This is a genomic window from Tamlana sp. s12 (assembly GCF_016767215.1).
GTDB classification, from domain to species: Bacteria; Bacteroidota; Bacteroidia; order Flavobacteriales; family Flavobacteriaceae; genus Pseudotamlana; species Pseudotamlana agarivorans.
This window is the reverse complement of record NZ_CP068547.1, coordinates 3442045-3467381: the sequence shown is the minus strand read 5'-3', so window position 1 is coordinate 3467381 and position 25337 is coordinate 3442045. Positions and strand designations below refer to the sequence as shown.

32 protein-coding genes are annotated in these 25337 nt (G+C 34.5%); 27 read left to right on the top strand and 5 right to left on the bottom strand.

From position 1 onward, the window contains the following. The first annotated feature begins 377 nt into the window (after window positions 1–377). Entirely contained in the window at window positions 378–797 is a 420-nt protein-coding gene (locus tag JJL45_RS16325) for a DUF6943 family protein (protein ID WP_068603867.1), read from the top strand. Between the two features lie 21 nt (window positions 798–818). Here the strand turns inward: JJL45_RS16325 and JJL45_RS15020 are convergent, their stop codons facing one another. The 4 genes from JJL45_RS15020 to JJL45_RS15005 are packed head-to-tail and all read right to left on the bottom strand — an operon-like array spanning window position 819 to window position 2464. Next, complete coding sequence (locus JJL45_RS15020; RefSeq protein ID WP_068603865.1) at window positions 819–1031, bottom strand: hypothetical protein; 213 nt, start codon at window positions 1029–1031, stop codon at window positions 819–821. 28 nt (window positions 1032–1059) lie between these two features. Beyond that, window positions 1060–1308, bottom strand: coding sequence for a hypothetical protein (locus JJL45_RS15015; protein ID WP_068603863.1), 249 nt, complete (start codon window positions 1306–1308; stop codon window positions 1060–1062). Window positions 1309–1312: 4 nt separating this feature from the next. Then, the gene (locus tag JJL45_RS15010; RefSeq protein WP_068603861.1) at window positions 1313–1708 is read right to left on the bottom strand and encodes a DUF5675 family protein; all 396 of its coding nucleotides are present in this window, start codon (window positions 1706–1708) and stop codon (window positions 1313–1315) included. After that, entirely contained in the window at window positions 1709–2464 is a 756-nt protein-coding gene (locus tag JJL45_RS15005; RefSeq protein WP_068603860.1) for a hypothetical protein, read from the bottom strand. A 1133-nt stretch (window positions 2465–3597) separates the two neighbouring features. On the opposite strand from JJL45_RS15005, the gene JJL45_RS15000 reads away from it, so the two are divergent. Beyond that, on the top strand, window positions 3598–4449 hold the full coding sequence (locus JJL45_RS15000) for a zinc-dependent peptidase (RefSeq protein ID WP_068603856.1): 852 nt from the start codon (window positions 3598–3600) through the stop codon (window positions 4447–4449). A gap of 98 nt (window positions 4450–4547) precedes the next feature. Then, complete coding sequence (locus JJL45_RS14995) at window positions 4548–5621, top strand: putative zinc-binding metallopeptidase (protein WP_068603854.1); 1074 nt, start codon at window positions 4548–4550, stop codon at window positions 5619–5621. A gap of 24 nt (window positions 5622–5645) precedes the next feature. Here the strand turns inward: JJL45_RS14995 and JJL45_RS14990 are convergent, their stop codons facing one another. Further along, window positions 5646–6884, bottom strand: coding sequence for an NAD(P)/FAD-dependent oxidoreductase (locus tag JJL45_RS14990; protein WP_068603853.1), 1239 nt, complete (start codon window positions 6882–6884; stop codon window positions 5646–5648). A gap of 249 nt (window positions 6885–7133) precedes the next feature. Here JJL45_RS14990 and JJL45_RS14985 point away from each other — a divergent pair, with 249 nt between their 5' ends. The 24 genes from JJL45_RS14985 to JJL45_RS14870 all read left to right on the top strand — a co-directional run bounded on the left by JJL45_RS14985 (window position 7134) and on the right by JJL45_RS14870 (window position 25319). Beyond that, window positions 7134–8261, top strand: coding sequence for a WG repeat-containing protein (locus JJL45_RS14985; protein ID WP_068603851.1), 1128 nt, complete (start codon window positions 7134–7136; stop codon window positions 8259–8261). Window positions 8262–8529: 268 nt separating this feature from the next. After that, a complete protein-coding gene (locus tag JJL45_RS14980; protein ID WP_068603849.1) occupies window positions 8530–8772 on the top strand; it encodes an acyl carrier protein in 243 nt (80 codons plus the stop codon). 7 nt (window positions 8773–8779) lie between these two features. Then, the gene (locus tag JJL45_RS14975) at window positions 8780–9664 is read left to right on the top strand and encodes a lipid A biosynthesis acyltransferase (protein ID WP_068603847.1); all 885 of its coding nucleotides are present in this window, start codon (window positions 8780–8782) and stop codon (window positions 9662–9664) included. A 6-nt stretch (window positions 9665–9670) separates the two neighbouring features. After that, window positions 9671–10594: a hypothetical protein gene (locus JJL45_RS14970; protein WP_068603845.1), complete on the top strand. Its 924-nt coding sequence runs from the start codon at window positions 9671–9673 to the stop codon at window positions 10592–10594. A gap of 13 nt (window positions 10595–10607) precedes the next feature. Beyond that, on the top strand, window positions 10608–11741 hold the full coding sequence (locus JJL45_RS14965; RefSeq protein WP_068603844.1) for a beta-ketoacyl-ACP synthase III: 1134 nt from the start codon (window positions 10608–10610) through the stop codon (window positions 11739–11741). A gap of 3 nt (window positions 11742–11744) precedes the next feature. Beyond that, complete coding sequence (locus JJL45_RS14960) at window positions 11745–12182, top strand: hypothetical protein (RefSeq protein ID WP_068603842.1); 438 nt, start codon at window positions 11745–11747, stop codon at window positions 12180–12182. Then, complete coding sequence (locus JJL45_RS14955; RefSeq protein WP_068603841.1) at window positions 12175–12630, top strand: ABC transporter permease; 456 nt, start codon at window positions 12175–12177, stop codon at window positions 12628–12630. The genes JJL45_RS14960 and JJL45_RS14955 overlap by 8 nt, the downstream gene beginning before the upstream one ends. A gap of 10 nt (window positions 12631–12640) precedes the next feature. Further along, window positions 12641–13048: a hypothetical protein gene (locus tag JJL45_RS14950; RefSeq protein WP_068603839.1), complete on the top strand. Its 408-nt coding sequence runs from the start codon at window positions 12641–12643 to the stop codon at window positions 13046–13048. After that, complete coding sequence (locus JJL45_RS14945) at window positions 13038–14033, top strand: BtrH N-terminal domain-containing protein (RefSeq protein WP_068603837.1); 996 nt, start codon at window positions 13038–13040, stop codon at window positions 14031–14033. Before JJL45_RS14950 ends, JJL45_RS14945 begins: the two co-directional genes overlap by 11 nt. A 1-nt stretch (window position 14034) precedes the next feature. Continuing rightward, complete coding sequence (locus JJL45_RS14940) at window positions 14035–14778, top strand: ABC transporter ATP-binding protein (protein ID WP_068603835.1); 744 nt, start codon at window positions 14035–14037, stop codon at window positions 14776–14778. Continuing rightward, window positions 14771–16033: an ABC transporter permease gene (locus JJL45_RS14935; RefSeq protein ID WP_068603833.1), complete on the top strand. Its 1263-nt coding sequence runs from the start codon at window positions 14771–14773 to the stop codon at window positions 16031–16033. The genes JJL45_RS14940 and JJL45_RS14935 overlap by 8 nt, the downstream gene beginning before the upstream one ends. Beyond that, window positions 16011–16457 (top strand): acyl-CoA thioesterase, encoded by a 447-nt coding sequence (locus tag JJL45_RS14930; protein WP_082935954.1) that lies wholly within the window; start codon window positions 16011–16013, stop codon window positions 16455–16457. The genes JJL45_RS14935 and JJL45_RS14930 overlap by 23 nt, the downstream gene beginning before the upstream one ends. Before the next feature lie 19 nt (window positions 16458–16476). Next, window positions 16477–17622, top strand: coding sequence for a beta-ketoacyl-[acyl-carrier-protein] synthase family protein (locus JJL45_RS14925; protein WP_068603832.1), 1146 nt, complete (start codon window positions 16477–16479; stop codon window positions 17620–17622). Between the two features lie 3 nt (window positions 17623–17625). After that, window positions 17626–18687: a methyltransferase gene (locus JJL45_RS14920; protein WP_068603829.1), complete on the top strand. Its 1062-nt coding sequence runs from the start codon at window positions 17626–17628 to the stop codon at window positions 18685–18687. A gap of 2 nt (window positions 18688–18689) precedes the next feature. Beyond that, window positions 18690–19310 carry a 3-oxoacyl-ACP synthase gene (locus tag JJL45_RS14915; RefSeq protein ID WP_068603828.1) on the top strand — a complete coding sequence of 207 codons (621 nt, stop codon included), beginning with the start codon at window positions 18690–18692 and terminating at the stop codon, window positions 19308–19310. Between the two features lies 1 nt (window position 19311). Continuing rightward, window positions 19312–19569, top strand: coding sequence for a phosphopantetheine-binding protein (locus JJL45_RS14910; protein ID WP_067149992.1), 258 nt, complete (start codon window positions 19312–19314; stop codon window positions 19567–19569). 29 nt (window positions 19570–19598) lie between these two features. Then, window positions 19599–20801 (top strand): beta-ketoacyl-[acyl-carrier-protein] synthase family protein, encoded by a 1203-nt coding sequence (locus tag JJL45_RS14905; RefSeq protein ID WP_068603826.1) that lies wholly within the window; start codon window positions 19599–19601, stop codon window positions 20799–20801. A 12-nt stretch (window positions 20802–20813) separates the two neighbouring features. Then, complete coding sequence (locus tag JJL45_RS14900) at window positions 20814–21878, top strand: beta-ketoacyl synthase N-terminal-like domain-containing protein (protein ID WP_068603824.1); 1065 nt, start codon at window positions 20814–20816, stop codon at window positions 21876–21878. Continuing rightward, a complete protein-coding gene (locus tag JJL45_RS14895) occupies window positions 21872–22648 on the top strand; it encodes a polysaccharide deacetylase family protein (protein ID WP_068603822.1) in 777 nt (258 codons plus the stop codon). The genes JJL45_RS14900 and JJL45_RS14895 overlap by 7 nt, the downstream gene beginning before the upstream one ends. Further along, window positions 22641–23258, top strand: coding sequence for a LolA family protein (locus JJL45_RS14890; RefSeq protein WP_068603821.1), 618 nt, complete (start codon window positions 22641–22643; stop codon window positions 23256–23258). Before JJL45_RS14895 ends, JJL45_RS14890 begins: the two co-directional genes overlap by 8 nt. Further along, complete coding sequence (locus JJL45_RS14885; RefSeq protein ID WP_068603819.1) at window positions 23236–23841, top strand: hypothetical protein; 606 nt, start codon at window positions 23236–23238, stop codon at window positions 23839–23841. The genes JJL45_RS14890 and JJL45_RS14885 overlap by 23 nt, the downstream gene beginning before the upstream one ends. A gap of 16 nt (window positions 23842–23857) precedes the next feature. Next, window positions 23858–24451, top strand: a complete 594-nt coding sequence (locus tag JJL45_RS14880; RefSeq protein ID WP_068603816.1) for an outer membrane beta-barrel protein — start codon at window positions 23858–23860, stop codon at window positions 24449–24451. Between the two features lie 3 nt (window positions 24452–24454). After that, a complete protein-coding gene (locus JJL45_RS14875) occupies window positions 24455–24820 on the top strand; it encodes a 3-hydroxyacyl-ACP dehydratase (protein WP_068603814.1) in 366 nt (121 codons plus the stop codon). Window positions 24821–24824: 4 nt separating this feature from the next. Beyond that, a complete protein-coding gene (locus tag JJL45_RS14870) occupies window positions 24825–25319 on the top strand; it encodes a hypothetical protein (RefSeq protein WP_068603812.1) in 495 nt (164 codons plus the stop codon). The last annotated feature ends 18 nt before the right edge of the window (window positions 25320–25337 follow it).

Genomic DNA, 25337 nt, shown 5'->3' with positions numbered 1-25337 from the left:
TGAAGTTTTAGTTGTAATACAACGTCTAAGTAAATTATAATTATTTAAGGTAAATAGGTATATAAAAATAAAAAAGGAAGCAAATATATGTGGATCCCATCAGCCAACCCGCAAGGCTGTAAAGGTCAAGCCCTACGGGTTTTGAATAAAAATTTTTTTAATAGATTTCTTTTATTTAATTAATGTTCAAACTCAAAAAACTTTGATCCAAAAACCTTGACAGCCTCATCCTCACCACAACAGACATGGCTTTCTTTTTTATTCTTTCTAAAAAAATATTGGCGCGAAATGAGCGTAAGCGAATTCGCGAATCCGTTAAGAAACAAATAGAAGATTGAGCAAACGTAGCGAAGCAATTAATTTTAAATTGTATACCTATGTTAAGTTTTGAAATCAAGACGCACCAAATCGGAAGAACCTACTCAAACCCACACTTTTTTATTTTGAATAAAGGTCAAAATAGCGGAAAGCCGTTAGAGCAGCCATGCCCAAATTGTTTTGTGATAATTACAACTTCAGAAGAAGTTAAAAACAACCTGTATCATTTAACTATGATGCTTCAATTGGGGCAATATTTTTCATATTGTCTAAAGGGGAGTGTGATACCCTTTATAACCAAAAACGATTGTTCAAAAATCATAAACAAGGCCTTTAATATGAATAACCTGATCCTTAAAAAACAGCTTAAAACAATGCAGATATTGAATCAAAAAGAAGCGGAGTATCTGTTTTTGCTTCAAAAAATCCAGCAACTTAAATTGGCTTATATTAAGGGAGCTTTTAAAAAGATGATATAAATAGCAAAAAAAAAGAGACTTTTAAGGAGTCTCTTTTTTAGTTTTACTTTTCAATCTAATCTGAATAATTCGGTATAATTTTTTCAAAATTAAAGATGCTATAAAACTTACCACAGCACCAAACACAGCCATGATAAATGTGGTTAAAAATTGATCGGAACCTATATTAGGTAAGGCCGAAAAAACCGTTCCACCAATAATCGTGTGTTTAGCATGTAAATCGAAATAGGACACCTTTTTACTATTAATAATTAAACGAATTCTATACTTTAGAATCTGAATTCTGAGTTTTCAAATTTGTGTTTGAAGTATCAGTAACCGCAGTCTGACTTACAGCTGTGGCAACCGTTCCTGCAACTGTTAGATAGGTTGCAATAGTTACAACTAAAGAAGGTAGTGAAATAGGGGCAGATAGTATAGCTCCTCCTGCAGCAGCTAAGCCGAGGCCAATATTTCGTAGTACTCTAAAAAATTTAGGTGTAGGTCCTGTTAATCTTTGAATAATAGTCATGATTTTATGATTTTATAGTGAGTGTTAATGTATTGTTGAGGTCGAGGTGTTGATAACACAACGAAATTAATTTGGTGTGTAATGCTCTTGATAAGGCACCTTTTCCGATACCAGATAACTGCGTAACAGGAGCGATACAACCCCTAAGGTCTTTCTTTGCATCATTACCAGGATGGATTAATATGAGCTTCCTATTATAGACATCAATAAGTTGTAAGTGATGTTTGAATTTGGAAGAATACCTTTTTTTAACCGTGTAAGTTCCTTCCTTTATGCACGATATATTTCTTTTGTTATCATGCCAAGGCAGCTCAATAGTAAATCCTAGAAATGTGTTATTATAGAAGAGCGCACCATTGGTGCCCTCTTCAAAATAGGTTCGGTGCAAGATTAGCATAATCTATACAGTGTCCATAGTAGCCACCATAAGGGCATTATACGAACCGTTTTTTAGAGGGTACATTTGCCCGTTTACCTCTTGAAAAAACTCAACACCAACAACCTGTAAAACAGGTAGAAGGGAGTTTTCTGTAATATCGGCGCTCAAATTAATAGCAGCTGTATCAGCACCATCATACGGTAAAATAGCCGTTTCATCACTTTCGAAAGTTGAAGTTTCATTAACGAAATCTAATTCAGCAGCACCAGAAACCACTTTAAAATGTGTAGTTCCATTAGGAGCAGCAATTCGAATAGTAGGAGCGAAGGGTGCTAAATCGGTGGTCGCGGTACCCGTCACACGATCAAAAGCAGTAACAAATGGAGCAAAAAGGGTAGCACCAAGTTTGGCGTTGGCGTTAAAATTGAACCCCTCCAAAACAGTCATGTTACCATCTTGAATAGTACGTGAACCACGTGGATTAGTTGGGTCTGTTTTAACAACGGCTAATAAGTTTTTTGTCAAACGGCTTACCACTTGTTTGTCTTTAGCATTCTGTAAAAGAATACGGATGGCATTTCTAATAACCTTGCCGCCTTTTCCTGCGCGACCAAACTCCGAACCGTTTTCACGAGTTCTTTGAAATGCGGGGTCAGTAGCAATTCTACTCGCATCAACACCTCCTTTAGCACGAGCTAAATGCCCGTCTGCACTTTTGTAAAAGGAAATATCTCCGATAGTTCCCTTTAATTTAATAATACCTGTTTGTTTTGCCATAATATTTAATATTTTAAATTCTCAACAAAACACAGTAGATTTATAGAACAAATCAAAAAAGTGACGTCACCCATGCCGTTAGTGAATACTTCTTCCGAAAAAGAATATGGATTCCTCAACCTAACAGTACGGATAAAGCATAGATAAAGTACCAATGAAGATAATTAGAGCTTGCATATATCCAAAGGACATTCAGCGTATCACAGGCAGAAGTGAACGCTACGGACGCAAGTTATTAAACGACATAAAAATTTACCTGGGCAAAGACCAACATCAATTCATTACCGTAGAAGAATTCGCAGACTACACAGGCATAACTAAAGAGATAGTTAAAGAGTATTTATAACAACTTTAATACAGTTTGTATGATTCTAGTGCCTTTTGTTTCGTATCTTTATTGAGTATTGAAGTTCAAAATACTTCTAATCTATTACAAAGTATATGTGTGCTATTCGGTTACCTTTTTATTAGTATAAAAATAAACCTAGCGCTATAAAGGGCTTACAACAAGGGGTACAATCCCTTCGCGGTCACGGATAAATAAAAAAGTCTCACGGCAAATCAAGTTTACTTGAATTTGTAAGTGAGACTTTTTTATTTTCAACACGGAGTGTTGAGGGATATGCAATCCCTTTGTCAAATCAAGTTTATTTGAATTTGTAAGTGAAGCTTTTTTATTTTCAACACGGAGTGTTGAGGGATATGCAATCCCTTTTAGTCAAATCAAGTTTACTTGAATTTGTAAGTGAGACTTTTTTATTTTCAACACGGAGTGTTGAGGGATATGTAATCCCTTGTATTCAAATCAAGTTTACTTGAATTTGTAAGTGAGACTTTTTTATTTTCAACACGGCGTGTTGAGGGATATGTAATCCCTTGTATTCAAATCAAGTTTACTTGAATTTGTAAGTGAGACTTTTTGTTTTTCAACACGGAGTGTTGAGGGATATGCAATCCCTTTGTCAAATCAAGTTTACTTGAATTTGTACGTGAAGCTTTTTTATTTTCAACACGGAGTGTTGAGGGATGTATAGCTTCTTGTTTTATTCGAATTTTCAAAGTTAAGGGCGGAATTGTACCTGCCATTAGTTCTTTTCATAAAAATAGCTTAATATTGAGTTTTAGTAAGTTTTATGCATTACCCCATAATCATCCAAAACGAAGCCCTAGGTGGCCAAATTATATTAGGTATTTTATTTGCCATATTGTTTTACATGATTTTGCATTTTTTGGTTAAAACCTTAGAAATGGGGTATGTGTTAAGAAATATGCGTCCTTGGTATACCCATTTTTATTTCTTTCAGAAAAAATTAAATAGGGATCAGAAAAACATTCTAAAAAAGAGCTTTCCTTTTTATAATCGATTAAGTAAAAAACATCAAAGTTATTTCGAGCATCGGGTGGCTTGTTTTATAAAAGATAAGGATTTCATTGGTAGAGATCAGTTTAAAATCACCGATGAAGTTGAGGTTTTAATTTCGGCGACAGCCGTGATGCTAACTTTCGGATTTAGGGATTTTTACATTGGTATCATATCAAAAATTATCGTGTATCCCGATGTCTATTATTCAAAACTGAATAACACCTATCATAAGGGGGAATTTAATCCACGGTTAAACACCCTTGTGCTGTGTTGGAAAGATTTTAAATTGGGTTTGGATGTCGATAATGATAATCTAAATTTAGGTATTCATGAGTTTACACATGCGATTCATATAAATAGTATGAAAGAACGTGACATCAGTTCCACTATTTTTAGTGATACCTTTAAAGAACTTACCGAGCTCTTACTTAATGAGCCTAATCTAAGAGAGGCGTTGGTTAATTCACATTATTTTAGAAAATATGCCTTTACCAATCAGTTTGAATTCTTAGCGGTCATTATGGAAACTTTTATTGAAACGCCTACCGAGTTTAAAGCCAAGTTCCCCGAAGTTTACGGAAAAACCAAACAAATGCTCAACTTTCATTTTGCGGGATATTAAAGTTAACGTGCTGTTTTTCTGATTGATATTTAGTTTATATTTGATAATACAATTTTTAAATCCCTGATTTAAGTTTTTCATTTATAAACCATTCTGTTATGAAAGTTTTTCAATGTAGTTCTTGCGATTTCCCTGTGTTTTTTGAAAATACTTCTTGCGAAAATTGTAATGCTGTTTTGGGGTATTTGGATGCTGAAAATGAAATTTTTGCTAAGCAAGCTGAAAATGTATCTTGGGAAATAAAAGGGGAGTCATATAAGTATTGTGAGAACCACGAATTAGAGGTATGTAATTGGTTGGTTGCAACAGAAGGTGATTCTACTTTCTGTAATTCTTGTCATTTAAACAGAACTATTCCAGATCTTTCTGTTCCAGAATATTCAAGTCGTTTTAAAAATATGGAAGTCGCTAAACATAGGCTAGTGTATGCTTTAGAGCGTTTAGGTCTTCCTGTTGTTAGCCAGTTTACAAGTCCTGATACTGGTTTGTTCTTCGATTTTTTACCCAACAACACTTATGTGAATGGGGACAAGGTCATGACGGGTCATACCAATGGTGTGGTAACCATTCTTCTAGCGGAAGCCGATGCTGTAAGTCGAGAAAAAATGAGAGTGTCTCTAAATGAAAAATATCGCACGCTAATTGGGCATTTTAGGCATGAGGTGGGGCATTATTATTGGGATCTTATTTTTAAAAATAACGAAGATTTTACTGTAGATTTTAGAAAGCTGTTTGGTGATGAACGGGTCGACTATGGTCAGGCCTTGTCTAATCACTACCAAAATGGTGCGTCAAAAAATTGGAAATCTAATTTTATAAGTGAATACGCTTCTTCCCACCCTTGGGAGGATTGGGCCGAAACTTGGTCGCACTATTTACATATCATGGATACTATGGAAACCGCTTTTTATTTTGGTTTAGAAGCAGATCCTAATTTTAGAAATGCTTCACATATGAAGCTCTCGGTGGTTAATCCGTATGAAGGTAATTTAGCTTTTAAAACCATTTTAGCAAAAACAACCCCACTGTTTTATGCGGTAAATAGTATTAATCGATCTATGGGAATTAAGGATGTGTATCCTTTTGTGATTTCCGATAAGGTGAAAGAAAAACTAGAATTTATTCATAACATTTTACAACGTTTTAAAAGTCAAAATAAAATGTTGGTATGATATGTGGCTTCCTAAGCTTTAATCTTACTTTTCTTGTTCTTCATTCATGTGAATGATATGCGCTAAATTTTTCACTAATCTATCGTGTTTTTTTACAAACGGATTAGTCTCATCCCAAACATAGCCTGCTAAAACAGCACAAATTTGCTTTTTAATTTCAGGGTTCTCTGGTCGGTGAAAAAATAAAGTTTGCAGATTTCCGGTGTACCATTCTTTAACGTATGTGGCAAAAACATTTACGCCTTTCATGATATAATCGCTGTATTCCGTTTGCCAATTTACAGGACGTTCAGTGAGTTCGGTAACAATTAATTTTGCCGATTTTAAAGCCGATTCGGTAGCGAAAGTAACACCCGAAGAAAAAACAGGGTCTAAAAATTCGGCACTATTTCCGGTTAAAACATAGCCTTTTCCAAACAGTTGAGTCACCGATTTAGCATAGTTTTTTATACTGATGGGCTTAAACTTAAAATCGACATTCTCAAAACGCTTATGGTAGTATTTTGAAAGCTTCAGCATGTTTTCCATATCGCCTTCATACGATTCAATGAGTTCCGTTTTTCCAACAAAACCAATACTAGTATCACCGTTAGAGAAAGGTATCACCCAAAACCAGGTATCGCGGTCTAAAACATCAAAAGTAATTAAAGTGCCTTCTTTTCCTTCAGGTCTATTGATGTCCTTAACATGGGTAAATATAGAGGAGTGTTCTGGAATAGACGAAGGTTTGTCAAGGCCTAATAATCGCGGTAATACACGCCCATAACCACTCGAGTCAATAATGTATTTTGCTTTAACCTCATACGGCTGACCGTTTTCGTCTTTTATGGTGGTTATCGAAATGCCTTCATCATTAAACTTTGTATCTACAACTTCATGCTCAAAACTCAAATCAACACCTTGTTTTTGAATTTCATCTGCTAATAATTGATCAAAATCAGCACGAGGTACTTGCCATGTCCAATCCCAACCAGGTGTGTGTTTTTTACTGAAATCAAAGTTACATACAATGTCATTGCTTAAAAATCGCGCTCCTCTTTTAATCTCAAATCCGTGGTCTGTTAACACTTGCAGTAATCCAGCCTCTTCAAAATGTTCCATGCATTTAGGAAGTAAACTTTCACCAATTACAAAACGGGGGAACTTGCTTTTTTCTACAACTTTAACTTTAATGCCTTTCTTGTTAAGGTAAGCTGAGGCTACACAGCCTGAAGGTCCTGCGCCTATAACTAAAACATCAACGGCGATTTGATTTAATTTCATATTATAAAATTATGTGAGCATTGTATGAGAACTCAAAATTAAGCGAAATTTAGCAATAGAATTCGAGCTATCGGCTATTATTGAAAATAAATTGGTTGGGTCATTTTATTTTGTGTTAAATATTGAAGTTAAAAGCTTTGGTTTTGAGGTTGTTAAATAATTAGTTGTTATATTTACTAACTCTCCCTCTACGAATAATTATAGTGTTAAACTTGAATATTAATCAATTAACATTAAAATAATTCTATTATGAAAACTAAAGTACTTTTAGGCGTATTGCTAATCTGCACACTTTTTGTAAACGCCCAAGAATTGGCTCTAGCCAGTTTAGATAAGAAATCAGGATACATATCCAAAACAGGAAATTGGGCTATTGAAGCTAAATTTAAGGAAGCTAAAAGTTTTTCGGGCGATTTGGCAGAGGCTATGAACGATAATAAAGAATGGGGTTTTATTAATAGAAAAGGCGAATGGGTTATTCAACCTCAATTTGAAAAAACCAAACCTTTTAATTCTGGATATGCCATAGTGTATAAGGATAAAACGTGGTTTTTTATTAATGATAAAGGTGAAAAAGCGCTTACAAACGTACAAACCGATAAATTGTATGACTTTAGTGAGGGTATGGCTATTGTTAGAAATGGCGATAAAGTCGGGTTTATAAATACAAATGGTGAAACCGTTGTTCCTACAAAGTTCGACAAAGTATTTGAATATGTTAACGGTTATGCTAAAGTGCAGATAGATGATAAGTGGGGCTTAATTGATAAAACAGGAGCTTACTTGGTGAAACCAGAATATGATGGGGTAAGCAATTACTATAACGGACATGTAGTTGCTAATAAAGGTGATGTTTATGGATTAATTATTAATGGCGATTTTAAAACGCTTGATGGCGTGGAAAAAATTTGGGATTTTTCACTTAATGAAGATTTAACCTTTGCTAAAAAAGACGATAAGGTTGGTTTTATTAATGGAGAAGGAGAGTGGGTTATAAAACCAGAATATGATAAAGTTCGGGCCTTTGTAAATGATTTGGCGCCGGTTTATGATGGTAAAAATTGGGGATGTATAAATAAAAGCGGAGAGGTAGTGGTGCCTTTTGAATTTGATGATATGGAAATTTTTAGTACCGACGGCTTAGCGCCTGCTAAACCTAAAAAAGAATGGGGCTTTATCGATAAGTCGGGAAAACTGGTAATCAAAGATCAATATGATATATCAGCTTTTGGAATGAGTATGTTTCAAAAAAATAGCGTGAAAGGCTTTGTTGATGGCTTGGCACGTGTAAAATTGAAGAAAAAATGGGGCTTTATCGATAAAGAGGGCAATGTCTTAAATAATTCTTGGTACGATAATTTAGAGCTTTTCAATTAATCAAGTTAATAAAATTGCTGTCTGAAAGTCCATAAAAAAGGTGTTTGTGGATTTTTAGATAGCTTTTTCTTTTATTGTAAAGGTGTTTTATGTCTTTGTTCATTCCTAAAAACACACAATCTATCCTCTGTATTTAGCGCGAAACCCTAGAGGCCACAATTAAATTCAATACACAAATCCTAAGATAAAAAAATGATGTACTTTTGTCAATCTCATTTTTAAGTTGACGTAGATAAGGAGTTAATTGTAGTAAATAATATGTTATAGAATGGATAGAGCCGTTATTGTTGAAAAAATAAACGACTTTCTTGTTGATGAATTTGAAGTGGATGAAAACGATTTGAGTCCCCATGCTAACCTTAAAGATACTTTAGAGCTTGATAGTTTAGATTTTGTTGATCTGGTAGTAGCTATAGAAACTAATTTCGGAGTAAAACTGAAAGGTGACGATTTTGAAGGGGTGTCCACTTTACAAGACTTCTATAACCTCATTGAAAATAAACTAAGCTAATTATTCTATGTTAAAAGAATGGCGAGGGCAGTCGAGAGGCACCGTTCTTGGGTATAAAATTTTTGTATTTTGTATTAAGAAATTAGGCTTAGGCGTTGCTTATTTTGTCTTGTATTTTGTGTCATCTTATTTTTTCTTTTTTGCTTGGGGAAACACCAAAGCGAATTATAATTACTTCAGGAAGCGACAACAGTTTTCTAGTATAAAAAGTATCATAAGCATCTTTAGGAGTTATTATGTTTTTGGACAAACCATTATAGATAAAATTGCCATTCCTTCGGGGTTACGAGATAAATTTAGTTATCATTTTGACGGCGTAGAGCTTATTAATGAAACCTTAAGAAATAAAAAAGGAGGGATTCTAATTAGTGCTCATGTTGGAAATTTTGAAATAGCCGAATACTTTTTTGGCGAGCTAGAAGAGAAAGCAGCTATTAATATTCTCACTACCGATTCTGAGCATTCCGATATTAAAACCTACCTTGAATCTGTCACGAACAAACCCAATGTAAACCTCATTTATATTCAAGAAGATTTATCTCATATTTTCGAAATAAATGCTGCCCTAGCAAGAAATGAATTGGTCTGTATAACGGGCGATCGTTACGTTAAGGGAGCTAAATATTTATCAGAAATCTTTTTAAATGAAGAAGCAGCCTTTCCGGCAGGGCCTTTTTTAATATCTTCGCGCCTGCGCGTTCCTGTGTTGTTTGTTTATGTGATGAAAGAAACACGAACACATTATCATCTATATACAAGAAAAGCCGAATTTAAACAACGTGATGCCCAGGCTTTATTAAAAGAATATATAGAAAGCTTGAGTTGGATTTTAAACCAGTACCCGTTACAGTGGTTTAACTATTTTTACTTTTGGAACACTCACAAAAAATAGTTACAATTGAGAAATATTTTAGTTATACATTATTCCCAATCTGGGCAACTTACCGAAATCCTACAAAATATTGTAGCTCCCTTGCAAAAGGATGATGCCATAACTGTCGATTTTCACAATATTAAAATGGAGCAGGATTTTCCATTTCCGTGGACTAAAGAAAAATTTATGGGTGTTTTTCCTGAATCTTTCCTTCAAGAACCCGCAAAAATACATCCTGTATCTCAAGATATTTTAAATAAAACCTACGATTTAATTATTTTAGGCTATCAAGTTTGGTACCTAACACCATCTATTCCTGTCAATTCTTTTCTTAAAAGTGCCGATGCCGAAAAACTACTAAAAAACACTCCGGTTATTACGGTTAGTGGTAGTCGAAATATGTGGATTATGGCTCAAGAAAAAGTAAAACACCAACTTAAAAGCTTGCAAGCCAAATTAGTAGGAAATATTGCATTGGTAGATCGACATATTAATCATGTAAGCGTCATAACCATTGTGCAATGGATGTTCTCAGGGAAAAAAGAACGCTTCATGAAAATTTTTCCAAAGCCTGGGGTTTCCCAAACCGATATTGATGAAGCTTCTAAGTTTGGAGAGGTTATTTTGAATCATGTAAAGACCAATGATTATAGCGCATTACAAGAAAATCTTTTGAAAAAAGATGCTGTAAAAATCAAACCGTTCTTAGTCGTTACAGACCAACGAGGTAACGCTATTTTTAGTAAATGGGCTAAGTTTTTAAAATCGAAAGGTGAAATAGATAACCCAAATCGTAAGTTTTGGGTCAAAATATTCACGAAATATTTGTTAATTGCCATCTGGGTTATTGCTCCTATCGTTTTTATCTTATTTTTGCTTACTTATCTACCAAGTTTAGGGAGGATCAAGCGAGAGAAAGTCTATTACGAATCGGTAGAATTAAAATAGAAGACTTTAAAGTATGAAAGACGTTTACATTACTAGAATATCTAAGTTTTTACCAAATCATCCTGTTAGTAATGAGGAGATGGAGTCTAAATTGGGTATACTTAATGGTAAAGCTTCAAAAGGAAGACGTATTGTATTAAGAAATAATAAAATTACAACCAGATATTACGCTATAAATGAAAAAGGTGAGATGACGCATAATAATGCCGAGCTTACCAAAGAAGCCGTAGTCAATTTGTGTGACACCGATTTTAAATTAGAAAATATAGAGTTACTATCTTGTGGTACGACTAGTCCAGATCAGCTTATTCCATCGCATGCCTCTATGGTGCATGGGGCTTTAAAAAATGGAAATTTAGAGGTTAATTCGCCTTCTGGTGCTTGCTGTTCGGGTATGAATGCCTTAAAGTATGGCTTTATGTCTGTGAAATCTGAACAAACGAATAATGCTGTTTGTACAGGGTCAGAAAGATCTTCATCTTGGCTGATGTCTAGCACTTACGAAGAGGAAATTAATCATCTTAAATCTCTAGAAAGTGATCCGATTTTAGCTTTTGAAAAAGATTTTTTACGTTGGATGCTTTCTGATGGGGCTGGTGCTTTCTTGTTAGAAAACGAGCCTAAAGGGAAACAGCCACTTAAAATTGAATGGATGGAAGGCTATTCATACGCCTTTGAAATGGAAACTTGTATGTATGCCGGTGGCGATAAACAAGAAGATGGCCGTCTAAAGTCTTGGACCGATTACCCTTCAGCTGAATGGAGTACAAAATCATTGTTTGCCGTTAAGCAAGACGTTAAACTATTAAGTGAAAACATTCTCGTGAAAGGTGTTGATAGTTTTAAAAAACTACTAAAAAAACATGATTTAAAACCTAGTGAGATCGACTATTACTTACCACATATTTCATCTTATTATTTTAAAGAACGTTTATATCAAGAAATGGTAGATCAAGGCGTGGAAATTCCTTGGGAAAACTGGTTCATGAATTTAAGCAAGGTTGGTAATGTTGGTGCCGGTTCCATTTATTTGATGCTAGAAGAATTAGTGGCTTCTGGAAAACTTAAAAAAGGCAATAAAATATTACTTTCGGTTCCTGAAAGTGCAAGATTTTCATTCGCTTACGCGTATTTAACTGTTTGTTAATATATGGAAAAGCTGCAATTACCACTTCAAAATATAGGACATTTAATTCCTCAAAAATGGCCATTTGTAATGGTGGATACTTTAGTTCAGTTTTCTGCTGAAGCTGTGGTGTCGAGCTTTAAAGTTTTAGAAGAAAATATTTTTTTGAAAAAAGGGCAGTTGTTAGAAACGGGACTTATTGAAAATATGGCTCAAACTGTGGCCCTTCATACAGGGTATGATTATTTTCTAAAAGGCTCAGAAGCACCAACAGGTTATATTGGAGCTGTAAAAAAAGCAGAAGTATATGCTCTACCTAACTTAAACGATACTATTACAACAAAAGTGAATATCCTTCACGAGTTTAATGGGGTTACCATGGTGGCTGTCGAAGTGGTTAATGCCCTTGGTGAAAAGCTGGCTAACGCAGAAATGAAAACCGTAATAGCAACCGATGCGTAATATCCAATCTCTCGATATACAAAATTTTTTACCACATAGGGCACCATTTTTAATGGTGGATAAAGTGATTTCGATAGATGAAGAACATGTGTCTACATCTTTTGCAATAAGGAAAGATGATATTTTTGTTGTTGATGGCGAATTTAGTGAAGTCGGTTTAATTGAAAACGCGGCGCAAACCTGCTCCTCTATTGTAGGTAAAAGTTATTTTGATGAAGATGATGTGGAAGGTAAAGGAGCAAAACTTATTGGTTTTATTAGCGCTATAAAAAGTATCAAAGTTACGGCCTGCCCAAAAGTAGGTGAAACGATTACGTCTAACGCACATTTACAATCTAGATTTGATGCCGATAATTACAGTATTTGCACCCTGTCTTGCACGGTTTTATCCTCAAACAAAGAATTACTATCTTGTGTGTTAAATTTGTTTATTCAAAAACTAGAATAATAGTTTCAAGATGAAAAAACACGACGTCCCTCAAGATAAAAGTAATTTAGAGTCTACAAAGTCCAAAGAGTTGTGCTACGCTGTAAATGAAAAAGGCGAATACACGACCGCACATAGTTCGGGGTGGGAGCCTAAAACAATAGCCTTAGATAATGCGATAGCAGAAGTTAATGCCCGAATTGAAAATGCCAGACAAAACGTTATAAATAATAAAACGAGTCCGTTAGAGTACTTTATGGAAGTTCATAAAATGGATGTCCCTATTCTAGCAAGCTATGTAGGCATGTGGCAGTGGCGTGTAAAACGTCATTTTAAACCTAAAGTTTTTGCTAAGCTTTCCAATAAAATACTTCAAAAATATGCCGATGTTTTTGAAATTACTATCACAGAATTAAAAGAGATTAAGCATGGAGATTAATTTTACACACCACCAATCTGCACATTGCGAAAATGGTGTGGTATCCAACCTGATGAAGCATAATGGCTTTGATATTAGTGAGCCTATGGTGTTTGGTATTGGTTCTGGTTTGTTGTATTGCTATCTTCCTTTTTTAAAAGTAAATCATGCCCCAGCGATAACCTATAGAGCGATGCCCGGAGCGATTTTTAAGCGTTTTGCAAAACGTGTTGGTGTGAAAATTCAGCATGAGAAATTTAAAAATCCTGCCAAAGCTAAAGCACGCTTAGATGAAAATTTAAAAAATAATAATCCTGTTGGCTTGCAAGTAGGGGTGTATAACCTGGTTTATTTCCCAGATGAATATCGCTTTCATTTTAATGCTCATAATTTAGTGGTTTATGGTAAGGAGGGAGAAAATTACCTGATTAGTGACCCTGTGATGGAAACGGTGACTACCTTAACCGATAAAGAACTGGAAAAAGTGCGTTTTGCTAAAGGCGCTTTGGCTCCTAAAGGACACATTTACTATCCGAAAGCATTTCCTGAAAAATTAGATTTAGAAAAAGCGATTGTTAAAGGGATAAAACATACTTGTAAAGACATGTTAGCGCCAGTACCAATTGTTGGTGTAAAGGGAATTAAAATGGTGGCGCGACTTATTAGAAAATGGCCTAAAAAGCATGGTGTTAGAAAGGCAAACCACTATCTTGGTCAAATTGTTAGAATGCAAGAAGAAATTGGCACAGGGGGCGGCGGTTTTCGTTATATTTTTGCAGCTTTTTTGCAAGAATCTAGTAAGATATTAAAAAATGAAAAGCTAGCAGAATTGTCTGAAGAAATGACTGTGATTGGTGATTTATGGCGCGATTTTGCTCTTGATGCTTCAAGAATATATAGAAATAGAAAGGCTAAATTAGATGCCTATAATGATGTGGCTTCACAATTGGAAACGATTGCCGAGAAAGAACGTGCATTTTTTAAGGCTTTAAGAAAAGCAGTATAGTATGATTAATATCGAACAAATTTCTAAAAAATATAAAATGGCCGAATCATATTCGGTTAAGGATTTAGATTTGTTTATTGCTGAAAATGAGATATTCGGACTCCTAGGCCCAAACGGAGCTGGGAAAACGACCTTAATTTCTATGCTGTGTTCGTTAATAAAACCTACCTCAGGATCGTTTACGATTAACGGACTTACCTATAAAAAAAATAAAAATCAACTCAAACAACTTATTGGTATCGTACCACAAGAGTATGCTTTATACCCGACACTTACAGCTTTTGAAAACTTAAAGTATTTTGGAAGTATGTATGGGTTAAAGGGAAAAGAGTTAGATCATCAGATTTATGAAAAATTAGATCAATTGGGACTTTTAGCTTTTGCTAATAAAAAAATTGAAACGTTTTCTGGAGGTATGAAAAGACGTGTTAACCTTATCGCTAGTATTTTACATGATCCAAAGGTTTTGTTTTTAGATGAGCCTACCGTAGGTGTTGATGTGCAATCTAAAAATGTTATTATCGATTTTCTTCAAAGTTTAAATGCTAAAGGAACGACTATTATTTACACATCTCATCACCTAAATGAAGCTGAATTGTTCTGTACCCAAGTGGCCATTATAGATCAAGGAAAACTTATCGTTAAAGGCAAGCCAAAAGCACTTATAGATAAGTTTGATGGCGCTAAAAATTTAGAGGATGTATTTTTAAGTTTAACCGGTAAAGGATTAAGAGATAGTGCATAAACTCTGGGCGTCTACATACAAGGAACTTTTGCTTTTAAGTCGTGATATTGGTGGTGTAGCCATACTATTTGTCATGCCGATGGTGCTTATAATTACCGTAACACTTATTCAGGATAGTACATTTAAAACTATTGCCGATACGAACATTCCCATTCTATTGGTGAATAATGATAATGGTGACGTTTCAAAAACTATTGAAAAAGGTTTGGAAACTGCCAATGCTTTTAAAATGGTTTTAGATAAAACGGAAGAAGAAGCTAAGGAGTTGGTTTATAAAGGCACCTACCAGTTGGCGATTGTTATTCCTGAAAATTTATCAGCCGATTTAGAGCGTAAAGTCAATCAAAATGTAAACAGTATTATTGCAAAGATAGGTTTAGAAGAAGCCACTACCGACACGGTTGCCATTCCGAATAAAGAAGTACGCTTATATTTCGATCCTGCAACACAGCAGTCTTTTAAAGCTTCAGTGAAAAACGGTATCGATAAAATGGTTTCAAAAATCGAAACAGAATCTATTTATAAGGCTTTTCAAAAACAAATCACCGATGATCCTTCAGAAGTTATTTTCGAAACTGAAAACTTCATAACTTTCAAAGAAATTGTAGCAAAAAATGGCGATCAGGAAATATTGCCAAATTCTGTTCAGCACAACGTACCAGCGTGGACGCTTTTTGCTATTTTCTTCATTATAGTACCGCTTTCTATCAATATAGTTAAAGAAAAAAGTCAAGGAACCTTTGTGCGTTTGCGTACAAATCCGGTTTCTTATGCTACTGTTTTAGCAGGAAAAACACTAGTCTATCTAGTCGTATGCATTATCCAATTTGTATTGATGTTGTTAGTTGGTTTATTTGTATTCCCTGAAATAGGATTACCAACATTAGACGTATCTGGTAGATTGCCTTTACTCTTACTTGTAACCGTTTTTACAGGTTTAGCCGCTATTGGTTTAGGTTTACTTTTAGGAACCATCGCTACAACCCAAGAACAATCAGCTCCTTTTGGAGCAACCTTAGTTGTTATCCTTGCGGCACTTGGCGGTGTATGGGTACCAGTTTTTATTATGCCTGAAATTATGCAGGTTTTATCAAATATTTCTCCTATGAATTGGGGATTAAATGCCTATCTTGATATCTTTTTAAGAAATACTAGCGTAGTTGAGATTTTGCCAGAGATAAGTCTGTTATTTTTGTTTTTTATCACAACCACATTAATTGCCATAGTTTATAATGAAAAGAAAAATGCCGTCTAAAAATAAAGAAATTGTACATACTAATCAGGTGAGGGTTCGTTTTGTTGAAACCGATCCGCTAGGCATTGTATGGCATGGAAATTACATTCAATATTTTGAAGATGGCAGAGAATCATTCGGTAGAAAACATGGTATTTCATATTTAGATCAGAAACAACATGGTTTTGCTACGCCTATTGTAAAATCGAGTACCGAGCATAAAAGACCATTGAAATATGGCGATATAGCCACTATTAAAACCATTTATGTGGATAGTCCCGCAGCGAAAATGATTTTTAGATATGAAATTTACAATCAAGAAGAACTCTTAGTTTGTACTGGCGAAACCACTCAGGTATTTGTTGATGATATTGGAAATGGCGAATTATCGCTTAACGTTCCAGAGTTTTTTATGAATTGGAAAAAACAAGTTGGACTAATATAACCCGATAATTATTTTACGATTGAGTAGTGTTTACCTATCATATAACCATATACTAGCTCCCTTAGGGTTTTCAACCGATGAGGTGGTTAAAAATATAACTTCTGGTAAAACAGGATTAAAAGTTATTGATGACGAACAAGTTTTTCAAGAAACATTCTGTGGTGCTTTAATTGACAAGGATCAACTAATATCGAGGTTTAATAAATTAAATTCGAGTAAAGCTTACACCCGATTGGAGCAGATGATGATTTCCTCTTTAACAGAAGTGATTGAAGCTGCAGGTATTCCATTGGATGACCGTGTCGGACTCATAATTTCGACCACAAAGGGGAATGTAGATGTTTTAGAGGCCGATCAAGATTTTGATAAATGCCGAGCCTATTTAAGTGCTTTAGGCCATGAAATTCGAACGTACTTCAATTTTGAAAACGAAGCCATTGTAGTTTCAAACGCCTGTGTTTCTGGGATTCTATCGGTAGCTATTGCTAAGCGTTATATCAATCACGGCATTTACGATCACGTTTTTATTGTAAGTGGCGATATTGTTAGTGCATTTACATTGTCTGGTTTTCATTCCTTTCAAGCTTTAAGTAAAACGCCTTGTAAGCCATATGACGCTAACAGGGTAGGTATAAACATAGGTGAAGTAGCTGCTTCAGCCTTGGTAACACGAAGTTCAAACCATCTTTCTGAAGATGCTGTTGAGGTTTTAGGTGAAGGATCGTGTAATGATGCCAATCATATTTCAGGACCATCTCGAACAGGAGAAGGTTTGTATAGAAGTATGCAATCGGCCTTCAAAGAAGCACAATTAAATGCCAACGCTATCGATTATATTTCTGCACATGGAACCGCAACGACTTTTAACGACGAAATGGAAGCTATAGCATTTAATCGGATGGGTTTAGGTGAAGTGCCTCTTAATAGTTTAAAAGGTTATTTCGGACATACGCTTGGAGCTTCAGGGCTAGTAGAAACGATTGTTGGAATGCAGTCTTTAAAAAATCAAACCTTATATAAGTCTTTAGGCTTTGAATCCTTAGGGGTCTCAAAACCTTTAAATGTTATAGATAAAACAATTGAAAAGCCGTTACAGATATTTTTAAAAACAGCCTCTGGTTTTGGAGGGTGTAATACGGCTGTAATTTTTAAAAAAGTAAAATAAAATATGTCAAATCAAAGTATTAAAGCCATAGATGCTATTCAGGAAGCTCAAAAAATTGCTTTTGCACCTTTTGTATTTCAAGCCGTAGTGGCATTAAGAAAACTAGGTGTGTTTCAAGTTATCTTCGATCATAGAAGAAAAGGTGGAATCACGTTGGAAGCGCTTTCAGAAAAGCTGGGAATTAGTACTTACGGCATAGGCGTTTTACTAGAAATAGCAGAGTCATCTAGTATTGTAACCCGTAATGAAACTGATCATTACGAGATTACAACTACGGGATATTTTTTAGCATTTAACGAGACGGTTAATGTAAATATTAACTTTACAAATGAAGTGTGCTACAAAGGCTTGTTTCATCTAGACGAAGCCATTAAAACAGGGAAGCCAGAAGGGCTAAAGGAGCTTGGTGACTGGAAAACGATTTACGAAGGCTTGTCGCAATTATCACCTTTACAACAGAAATCTTGGTTTGATTTTGATCATCATTATTCCGATGATATTTTTAGCGAAGCGATAGACGTTTTATTTCAAAAAGAAAGAAAACACATTTTTGATATTGGGGCCAATACAGGTAAGTTCACTATGAAATGTTGCCAAAATAATGCATCTGTAAACATCACCATGATTGATCTTCCTGGACAGTTAAACAAAGCTTTGAAGAATGTTAAAGATGCAGGGTTTGAAAACCGAGTTAAGGGACATGAAATAGATTGGTTGTCCGATAACCCACAAATTCCAACAGGTGCCGATACCATATGGATGAGTCAGTTTTTAGATTGTTTTTCTAAAGAAGAAATTTATAAAGTTCTAAAAACTTGTGTGGATTCTATGGATGAGGGAGCAGAACTTATCATTGTTGAAACATTTACCGATAGGCAAAAATTCGATAACGCAAAGTTTGTTCTGGAAGCAACTTCCATCTATTTTACGGCTTTAGCTAATGGTAATTCAAAAATGTATAAAGCTACCGAGTTTATGGATATTGCTAGTGCAGCAGGGTTGAGTCTTCAAGAGGATTTGGCCATTGGAGAATACCATACCATGTTTACTTTTAATAAAAAATAAACATGTCGCAGTCGTATAAAATAAAATCATATTGTCATATTAAAGCACATGAAGTGTCTTTAAATGGGAAGGTGATTTATGCGAACGATTCAAATACATTTTCAGAATTTATAAAAGCCGCTTATAAATCTGAAAAAACAAAATATCCGAAGTTTTTTAAAATGGACAACCTCAGTAAATTGGCTTTTTTGGCTGCGGATGTTTTATTGAAAAATGAAAATTTCGATCCTGAAGTAGAACAAAATATAGCCTTAGTGTTCTCTAACAAATCGTCTAGTTTAGACACCGATAGAAAACACCAAGAAACCATTCAAGATCCATCAAATTATTACCCCAGTCCAGCGGTTTTTGTTTATACTTTACCCAATATTTGTATTGGAGAAGTAAGCATAAAATATAAGTTGAATTCCGAAAATAGTTTCTTTATCTTTGACAGCTTTAATGCCCGTCATTTAAAGATTTATTCAGATATTTTATTGTCTAATAAGAAAGCTGATGAGGTGCTTTGTGGATGGGTAGATTTTGAAGATGACTCCCATTATGAAGCCTTTTTATATTTGGTTTCTCCTGAAGGGAATACGGATCATAACGAACACGAAATTAATAAATTATACAATATTTAATATGGATGCTTTAAAGCAAGAATTGAAAGAGTTTATCATAGAACAATTAAATTTAGAGGATGTTAATGTTGAAGATATAGCGAATGACGATCCTCTTTTTGGAGATGGTTTAGGCTTAGATTCTATCGATGCTCTAGAACTTATTGTGATGTTAGATAAAAATTACGGTATTAAATTAACCGACCCAAAACAGGGAAGAGCTATTTTCGAATCTATCGATACTATGGCGGCTTACATCACCGAGCACAGAGCAAACTAAAAACTCATATTTTTTTATCGAAGAGGTTTATGAGTAAAGGCGTTGCTATAACGGGAATGGGTATCATATCAGCCATTGGAAACAATGTGGCAGAAAATTTTCAGTCCTTAATAGAGGGTAAAAAAGGAATTTCTAGAATTTCTAAAATCCAAACCAATCATGTAAACGATATTATGGTTGGTGAAATCGCCTATACAAATGAAGACCTTGTTGAAATGTTAGGGTTAAATTCCGATAACAGTTTTACAAGAACTGCTTTATTAGGAGCTGTAGCTGCAAAAGAAGCGGTTGCTAACGCGGGAATAGATGATATTAACGCCTATAATACGGGTCTAATATCTTCAACCAGTGTTGGTGGTATGGATATGACCGAGAAGTATTATTACGAATCCTTCGATAATAAAAGTGTTCAGAAATATATTGAAAGTCATCATGCAGGTGATTCTTCACAAAAAATAGCAGAACAATTAGGCATAGATAAAAGTCTAGTAACGACTATTAGTACAGCGTGTTCTTCAGCAGCAAATGCTATCATGTTAGGGGCGCGATTAATCAAATCGGGCGAACTAGATCGTGTTGTTGTAGGTGGGGCAGATTGCTTGTCGAAGTTTACCATTAATGGTTTTAAAACACTCATGATTTTATCAGATACCTATAACACACCATTCGATGACAATAGAAAAGGGCTAAACCTAGGTGAAGCTGCGGCTTATTTGGTTTTAGAATCTGATGAGCTTGTAACAAAAGACAATAAAAAGGTTCTTGCTTACGTAAAGGGTTATGGTAATGCTAATGATGCTTTTCATCAAACGGCTTCCTCCGATCATGGTGATGGCGCGACTTTAGCAATGGAAAAAGCCTTAAAGGTTGCCGATTTTAACCCTGATAATATAGATTACATCAATGCCCATGGTACGGCTACTGGAAATAATGATTTGTCTGAAGGCAGAGCTATTATTAGAGTTTTTGAAGACAACGTACCTTGCTTTAGTTCAACGAAAGCTTATACTGGGCATACGCTTGCAGCAGCAGGTGCTATAGAAGCAGTTTACTCTATTTTAGCTTTACAAAACAATGTGATTTATCCTAATTTGAATTTTAAAACGCAAATGAAGGAATTTGAAATTACCCCGCAATTAGAGCTGAAGCATAAGCCTTTAAATGCCGTGATGTCTAATTCTTTTGGTTTTGGTGGAAATTGTTCTACGGTCATTTTTTCTAAAACGCCATAAAAATAATACAATTTGAAACAGGTTTATATAAATAGCGTGGCATCCATTTCGGCTCAAAAAACTTTTGATAATGCCGAGTTTTTAAATGATTTTATCGATCATGAAGCTGTTGTATTTCCTGTTGTAAATCCCGATTATAAAGCATTTATTCCGCCTGCTGCCGCTAGACGTATGGCTAAAGGGGTAAAAATGAGTGTTGTAGCATCAAAAATAGCACTTCAAGAATCGGGCTTAGATCAAGTTGATGCGATTATTACCGGAACAGGGATGGGCTGTCTTCGTGATTCTGAAAAATTTCTAAGTGCTCTTATTGATAACGACGAGCAATACCTTACTCCAACAGCCTTCATTCAATCAACACATAACACCGTTGGCGGTCAGGTGGCTTTAGAATTACAGTGCAAAGGTTATAATTTTACCTATGTGCACGCTAGTAATTCTTTTGAATCTGCCTTGTTAGATGCTAAATTATTACTGTCCAATGAAGAAGAAAATAATATTTTAGTTGGCGGAGTCGATGAAATAGGGGAGCATACATTCAAGCTTCAAGAATTAGTTGGTCATGTTAAAAAAGAACCTGTGAAAGCTTCAGAGTTGTTAGAAAGTAATACTTCTGGAGCTGTATATGGTGAAGGGGCCAATTTTTTTGTGCTTTCAAATGAAAAACAAAACAACTCCTATGCTGAATTAGTAGGAGTAAAAATGTTTAATACTTTACCTAAGACCGAACTTTCAGAAGCTCTTGAAACCTTTTTAGCTTCACATAATCTAAAAATTAGTGATATCGATTTGGTTATTTTAGGAGCTAACGGTGATGCTGATTATGACGACTACTATGATATTTTAAGTCAGGGAGTTTTTAAAGAAACTCAGCAGGCTTATTACAAGCATATTTCAGGAGAGTTTAATACGGCTTCTTCATTCGGGTTTTGGTTGGCTGCTAAAACAATTCAATCTCAAACCTTACCAGCCTTGGTAAAACGTAATGATTTAAAATCAACAGGGTTTAAAATCGTTTTACTGTATAATCAATACCGTCATGAAAATCATAGTTTTACATTGCTTAAACAATGCTAAATTTTAAATCAGTAAATATAATAGCAGGCCTTACTAGCATGGGTTTGTTCATTCTATTTTTTATTGATGTGATTTCCCCACTTTATTTTGGTTTTAGTTTATTTATTTGGTTTTTAATCACGGGTTTTGGTTCGGCTTTTATTGGGTGGAATTATTTTTTTAAATCCCTAAATGCGAATTATAACACTAAAAAAAAACAAATAGCCATCACATTTGATGATGGTCCTAACGCCACGTTTACGCCTAAAGTATTACAACTTTTGAAGCAATATGATGCCAAAGCAACTTTTTTCTGCATTGGAAAACATATAGAAGCCCATCCAGAAGTGTTTAAAACCCTTTTGAATGAAGGCCATGTTGTTGGTAATCACACTTATTCTCATAGTCATTATTTTGGCTTTTTTGGAACCCAAAGAGTTATTAAAGAGCTTGAAAGTACTAATAGAATCATCGAAAAAATTTCAGGATTAAAAGTAAAGTTATATCGTCCAGCTTTTGGCGTAACTAATCCAAATATTAAAAAAGCTATCAGCCAAATGGGCTTACATTCGGTTGGGTGGAGTAAGCGTTCTTTGGATACTACAGGCCGTGATGAAAAAGCGGTTTTAAAACGCATTATAAATGATTTAAAACCAGGAGATGTTATTTTGCTACACGATACCAGTGAAAAAACAATACGGGTTTTGGAACAGTTATTGTTATTTTTGCAGCAACAGAAACTTTCAGCGGTAACCATCGATACCTTATTTGACATTAAAGCTTATGCGTAAAATTATAATTCTTATGTTTTTTGTTGTGTTATCGGCACAAGCACAGACTAAAATGACGGTAGCTGAAGCTTCTGACTTAAAAATGAAAGTAAAAACGCTTGCCAATAATGTTCAAACAATTTCTAGTGATTTTGTACAATTAAAGCACCTGGATTTTTTAGATAATGATATTAAATCATCAGGCCATTTGACTTTTAAAGCGCCCGATTGGGTAAAGTGGGCTTATACAACACCTTTTGAGTATGCTATTATTTTTAAAGAAAGCAAAATTTTTATTAATGATGAAGGACGTAAAAGTGATATTGATATTGGTCGTAATAAATTGTTTAAACAATTAAATAATCTGATTATTAGTAGTGTAAAAGGAGATATGTTCGATGAGGATAAGTTTCACATGGAATACTTTAAAATGGAAGAAGGCAGCTTAGTGTATTTTAGTCCGAAAGATGAAAAACTAGCACAATTCATAAAGTCTTTTCACATCACGTTTAATGAACATGCCGATGTTACTGAAGTTAAAATGATAGAGCACTCTAATGATTACACGAAAATTATATTTTCTAATAAAACTTTAAACCAGCCCATTGATGAAGCGGTTTTTAATCATTAGTCTGATATGTATTTTATCGGCCTGTGCTTCGTACTCAAAAAAGCAAGGCTTTACGGTTATTAATTCTGAAGACTCGATTATTAATCCTTTTTTTTCCAACCTAGATAAAGATTATGTTTATAAAGCCCAGATAGAGGTTTATGATAAAGTTTTTGGCGGACTTTTTATTGTAAAAAAAACGGGTTCGGGAAGTCATAGAATCGTATTCACTACCGAAATGGGAAACAAGATTTTTGATTTTTCCTTTGAAAAAGAGGTGTTTAAAGTGAATTATATTTTAAATGATCTCGACAAAAAAATACTTATTAATTTCTTAAAAAAGGATTTTAAAGTTTTAGTTACCGAAGATATTAGGAGTATGAAAGCTTATCATTCAGCTGAAGATAAAGTACATCAAACCATTATTGATAACCAAGACTATTATTATTTTATAGGTGAAAATCTTCATAAAATTGTAAAAGTAAATCACGGTAAGGAAAAAATAGTATTTGAATTTTCTAAAATTGAAGATCATGTTTCAAAACACATCCTTATTGAACATTTGAATATTGAATTTAAAATGACCCTCAAATCCATCAATTAACACCTTTTTATTTGCTATGAAAAAATGCATTCTTTTATTATGCTTTATTACCACAGTTAGTATTTGTGAAGCACAACGACAAAAAACCTTCGGTTTTAGAGGCGGCACCCAATTTACCCAGGTTTCGAATGCTAATTTAGATACAAAAACTGGCTTCTATTTGGGGCTTTTTGGAAATTTTAAATTATCAGAATTTTATGCTTTACAACCTGAATTAGGTTATGCTCTTCATGGAGGAGAATCAGACCTTATGTCGGAAGCGAACATCGATTTACATTATATTTCTTTAGCTGTAGCCAATAAGTTTTTTGTGAAAAATTCAGCTTTTCATTTTATAGTAGCACCGGGCTTGTATTTTGATACGGATGATACTTTAGTTGGATTAGCCAATAGAACAGAAGGAAATAACGTGTCGTTTATAGATGTTACGCTTGGATTAGGTGTGGGTTATGTTTTAAACAATGGACTCGGATTTGAAGCACGATATATACAGGGGGCAGTTGATGTTTTTTCAGGAACTTTTAATAGTTTTGAATCGGAGCAATTAGATTATGAAACGCAATTGAATTCTGGTATTCAATTGGGACTTTTTTATCATTTCAATTTTTAATAGATGCAATTAAAAGATTTTTATACGGTCAATGACTTGTCGGTAGACGGACAAATAGCTACGGCGCAAATTACTATAAATAGTAAACACGATATTTTTAAAGGACATTTTCCTGGGAACCCTGTAACTCCTGGTGTTTGCATGATGCAAATTATAAAGGAATTAACAGAAAAGGTCGTAGAAAAGGATTTGTTTATGACGACTTCAAGCAATATAAAATTCATGGCTATAATTAACCCTGAGAAAACCCCCGATTTAGTCTTAGAATTGGATATTTCTAAAACAGAAGGAGGGTATAAGGTTAAAAATACGACACGCTTCGATGAAACTATTGCTTTAAAATTATCAAGTAACTATAAAGTCATTTAATATTATGAAATTTCTATTAGCATTATTTTTTGGCGTATTCATTAGTGTGCAGACTATTGATTTACAAAAAACACGAGAGGCTTATAAGCTAGCTGCTCAGGATGCTAATAAAGTAAATGCCTTTTTTAACGATTTACAGGCTGTTACTAAAAAAAATAGAAATGAATTGGTAGCTTACAAAGGGGCTTCAATAGCGCTTATGGCTAAAAGTGCTAAAACCATAAAAGAGAAAAAAGATGGCTTCATGGAAGGCGTCAACCTTGTGGAATATGCTGTTGAAAAGGATACGAGTAATATTGAAGTGCGCTTTATCCGTTTAAGCATTCAACAGAATGTTCCTAAAATTTTAAAATATAATCAGGAAATAGAAAGTGATAAGGCTTTTTTAATTAGGCACTACAATGAGATTAAAAGTTCTCATTTAAAAATGCATATTGGTGACTATATCTCGAATTCTAAAAAATTTAGTGACGCCGATAAAGCTGCACTCGGAATATAAACTAAACTCCTTATATAG

Bases quoted from the DNA above. Each gene is read 5' to 3' on its own strand.
- JJL45_RS14985 (WP_068603851.1), top strand. From the start codon at position 7,134: ATGAAAACTAAAGTACTTTTAGGCGTATTGCTAATCTGCACACTTTTT.
- JJL45_RS14915 (WP_068603828.1), top strand. From the start codon at position 18,690: ATGTCGCAGTCGTATAAAATAAAATCATATTGTCATATTAAAGCACAT.
- JJL45_RS14895 (WP_068603822.1), top strand. From the start codon at position 21,872: ATGCTAAATTTTAAATCAGTAAATATAATAGCAGGCCTTACTAGCATG.
- JJL45_RS15015 (WP_068603863.1), bottom strand. From the start codon at position 1,308: ATGACTATTATTCAAAGATTAACAGGACCTACACCTAAATTTTTTAGA.
- JJL45_RS14950 (WP_068603839.1), top strand. From the start codon at position 12,641: ATGAAAAAACACGACGTCCCTCAAGATAAAAGTAATTTAGAGTCTACA.
- JJL45_RS16325 (WP_068603867.1), top strand. From the start codon at position 378: ATGTTAAGTTTTGAAATCAAGACGCACCAAATCGGAAGAACCTACTCA.
- JJL45_RS14910 (WP_067149992.1), top strand. From the start codon at position 19,312: ATGGATGCTTTAAAGCAAGAATTGAAAGAGTTTATCATAGAACAATTA.
- JJL45_RS14880 (WP_068603816.1), top strand. From the start codon at position 23,858: ATGAAAAAATGCATTCTTTTATTATGCTTTATTACCACAGTTAGTATT.
- JJL45_RS14920 (WP_068603829.1), top strand. From the start codon at position 17,626: ATGTCAAATCAAAGTATTAAAGCCATAGATGCTATTCAGGAAGCTCAA.
- JJL45_RS14975 (WP_068603847.1), top strand. From the start codon at position 8,780: ATGTTAAAAGAATGGCGAGGGCAGTCGAGAGGCACCGTTCTTGGGTAT.
- JJL45_RS14990 (WP_068603853.1), bottom strand. From the start codon at position 6,884: ATGAAATTAAATCAAATCGCCGTTGATGTTTTAGTTATAGGCGCAGGA.
- JJL45_RS14875 (WP_068603814.1), top strand. From the start codon at position 24,455: ATGCAATTAAAAGATTTTTATACGGTCAATGACTTGTCGGTAGACGGA.
- JJL45_RS14995 (WP_068603854.1), top strand. From the start codon at position 4,548: ATGAAAGTTTTTCAATGTAGTTCTTGCGATTTCCCTGTGTTTTTTGAA.
- JJL45_RS14905 (WP_068603826.1), top strand. From the start codon at position 19,599: ATGAGTAAAGGCGTTGCTATAACGGGAATGGGTATCATATCAGCCATT.
- JJL45_RS15005 (WP_068603860.1), bottom strand. From the start codon at position 2,464: ATGGCAAAACAAACAGGTATTATTAAATTAAAGGGAACTATCGGAGAT.
- JJL45_RS14870 (WP_068603812.1), top strand. From the start codon at position 24,825: ATGAAATTTCTATTAGCATTATTTTTTGGCGTATTCATTAGTGTGCAG.
- JJL45_RS14930 (WP_082935954.1), top strand. From the start codon at position 16,011: ATGAAAAGAAAAATGCCGTCTAAAAATAAAGAAATTGTACATACTAAT.
- JJL45_RS14885 (WP_068603819.1), top strand. From the start codon at position 23,236: ATGAAGCGGTTTTTAATCATTAGTCTGATATGTATTTTATCGGCCTGT.
- JJL45_RS15000 (WP_068603856.1), top strand. From the start codon at position 3,598: ATGCATTACCCCATAATCATCCAAAACGAAGCCCTAGGTGGCCAAATT.
- JJL45_RS14960 (WP_068603842.1), top strand. From the start codon at position 11,745: ATGGAAAAGCTGCAATTACCACTTCAAAATATAGGACATTTAATTCCT.
- JJL45_RS14945 (WP_068603837.1), top strand. From the start codon at position 13,038: ATGGAGATTAATTTTACACACCACCAATCTGCACATTGCGAAAATGGT.
- JJL45_RS14980 (WP_068603849.1), top strand. From the start codon at position 8,530: ATGGATAGAGCCGTTATTGTTGAAAAAATAAACGACTTTCTTGTTGAT.
- JJL45_RS14940 (WP_068603835.1), top strand. From the start codon at position 14,035: ATGATTAATATCGAACAAATTTCTAAAAAATATAAAATGGCCGAATCA.
- JJL45_RS14955 (WP_068603841.1), top strand. From the start codon at position 12,175: ATGCGTAATATCCAATCTCTCGATATACAAAATTTTTTACCACATAGG.
- JJL45_RS14890 (WP_068603821.1), top strand. From the start codon at position 22,641: ATGCGTAAAATTATAATTCTTATGTTTTTTGTTGTGTTATCGGCACAA.
- JJL45_RS14965 (WP_068603844.1), top strand. From the start codon at position 10,608: ATGAAAGACGTTTACATTACTAGAATATCTAAGTTTTTACCAAATCAT.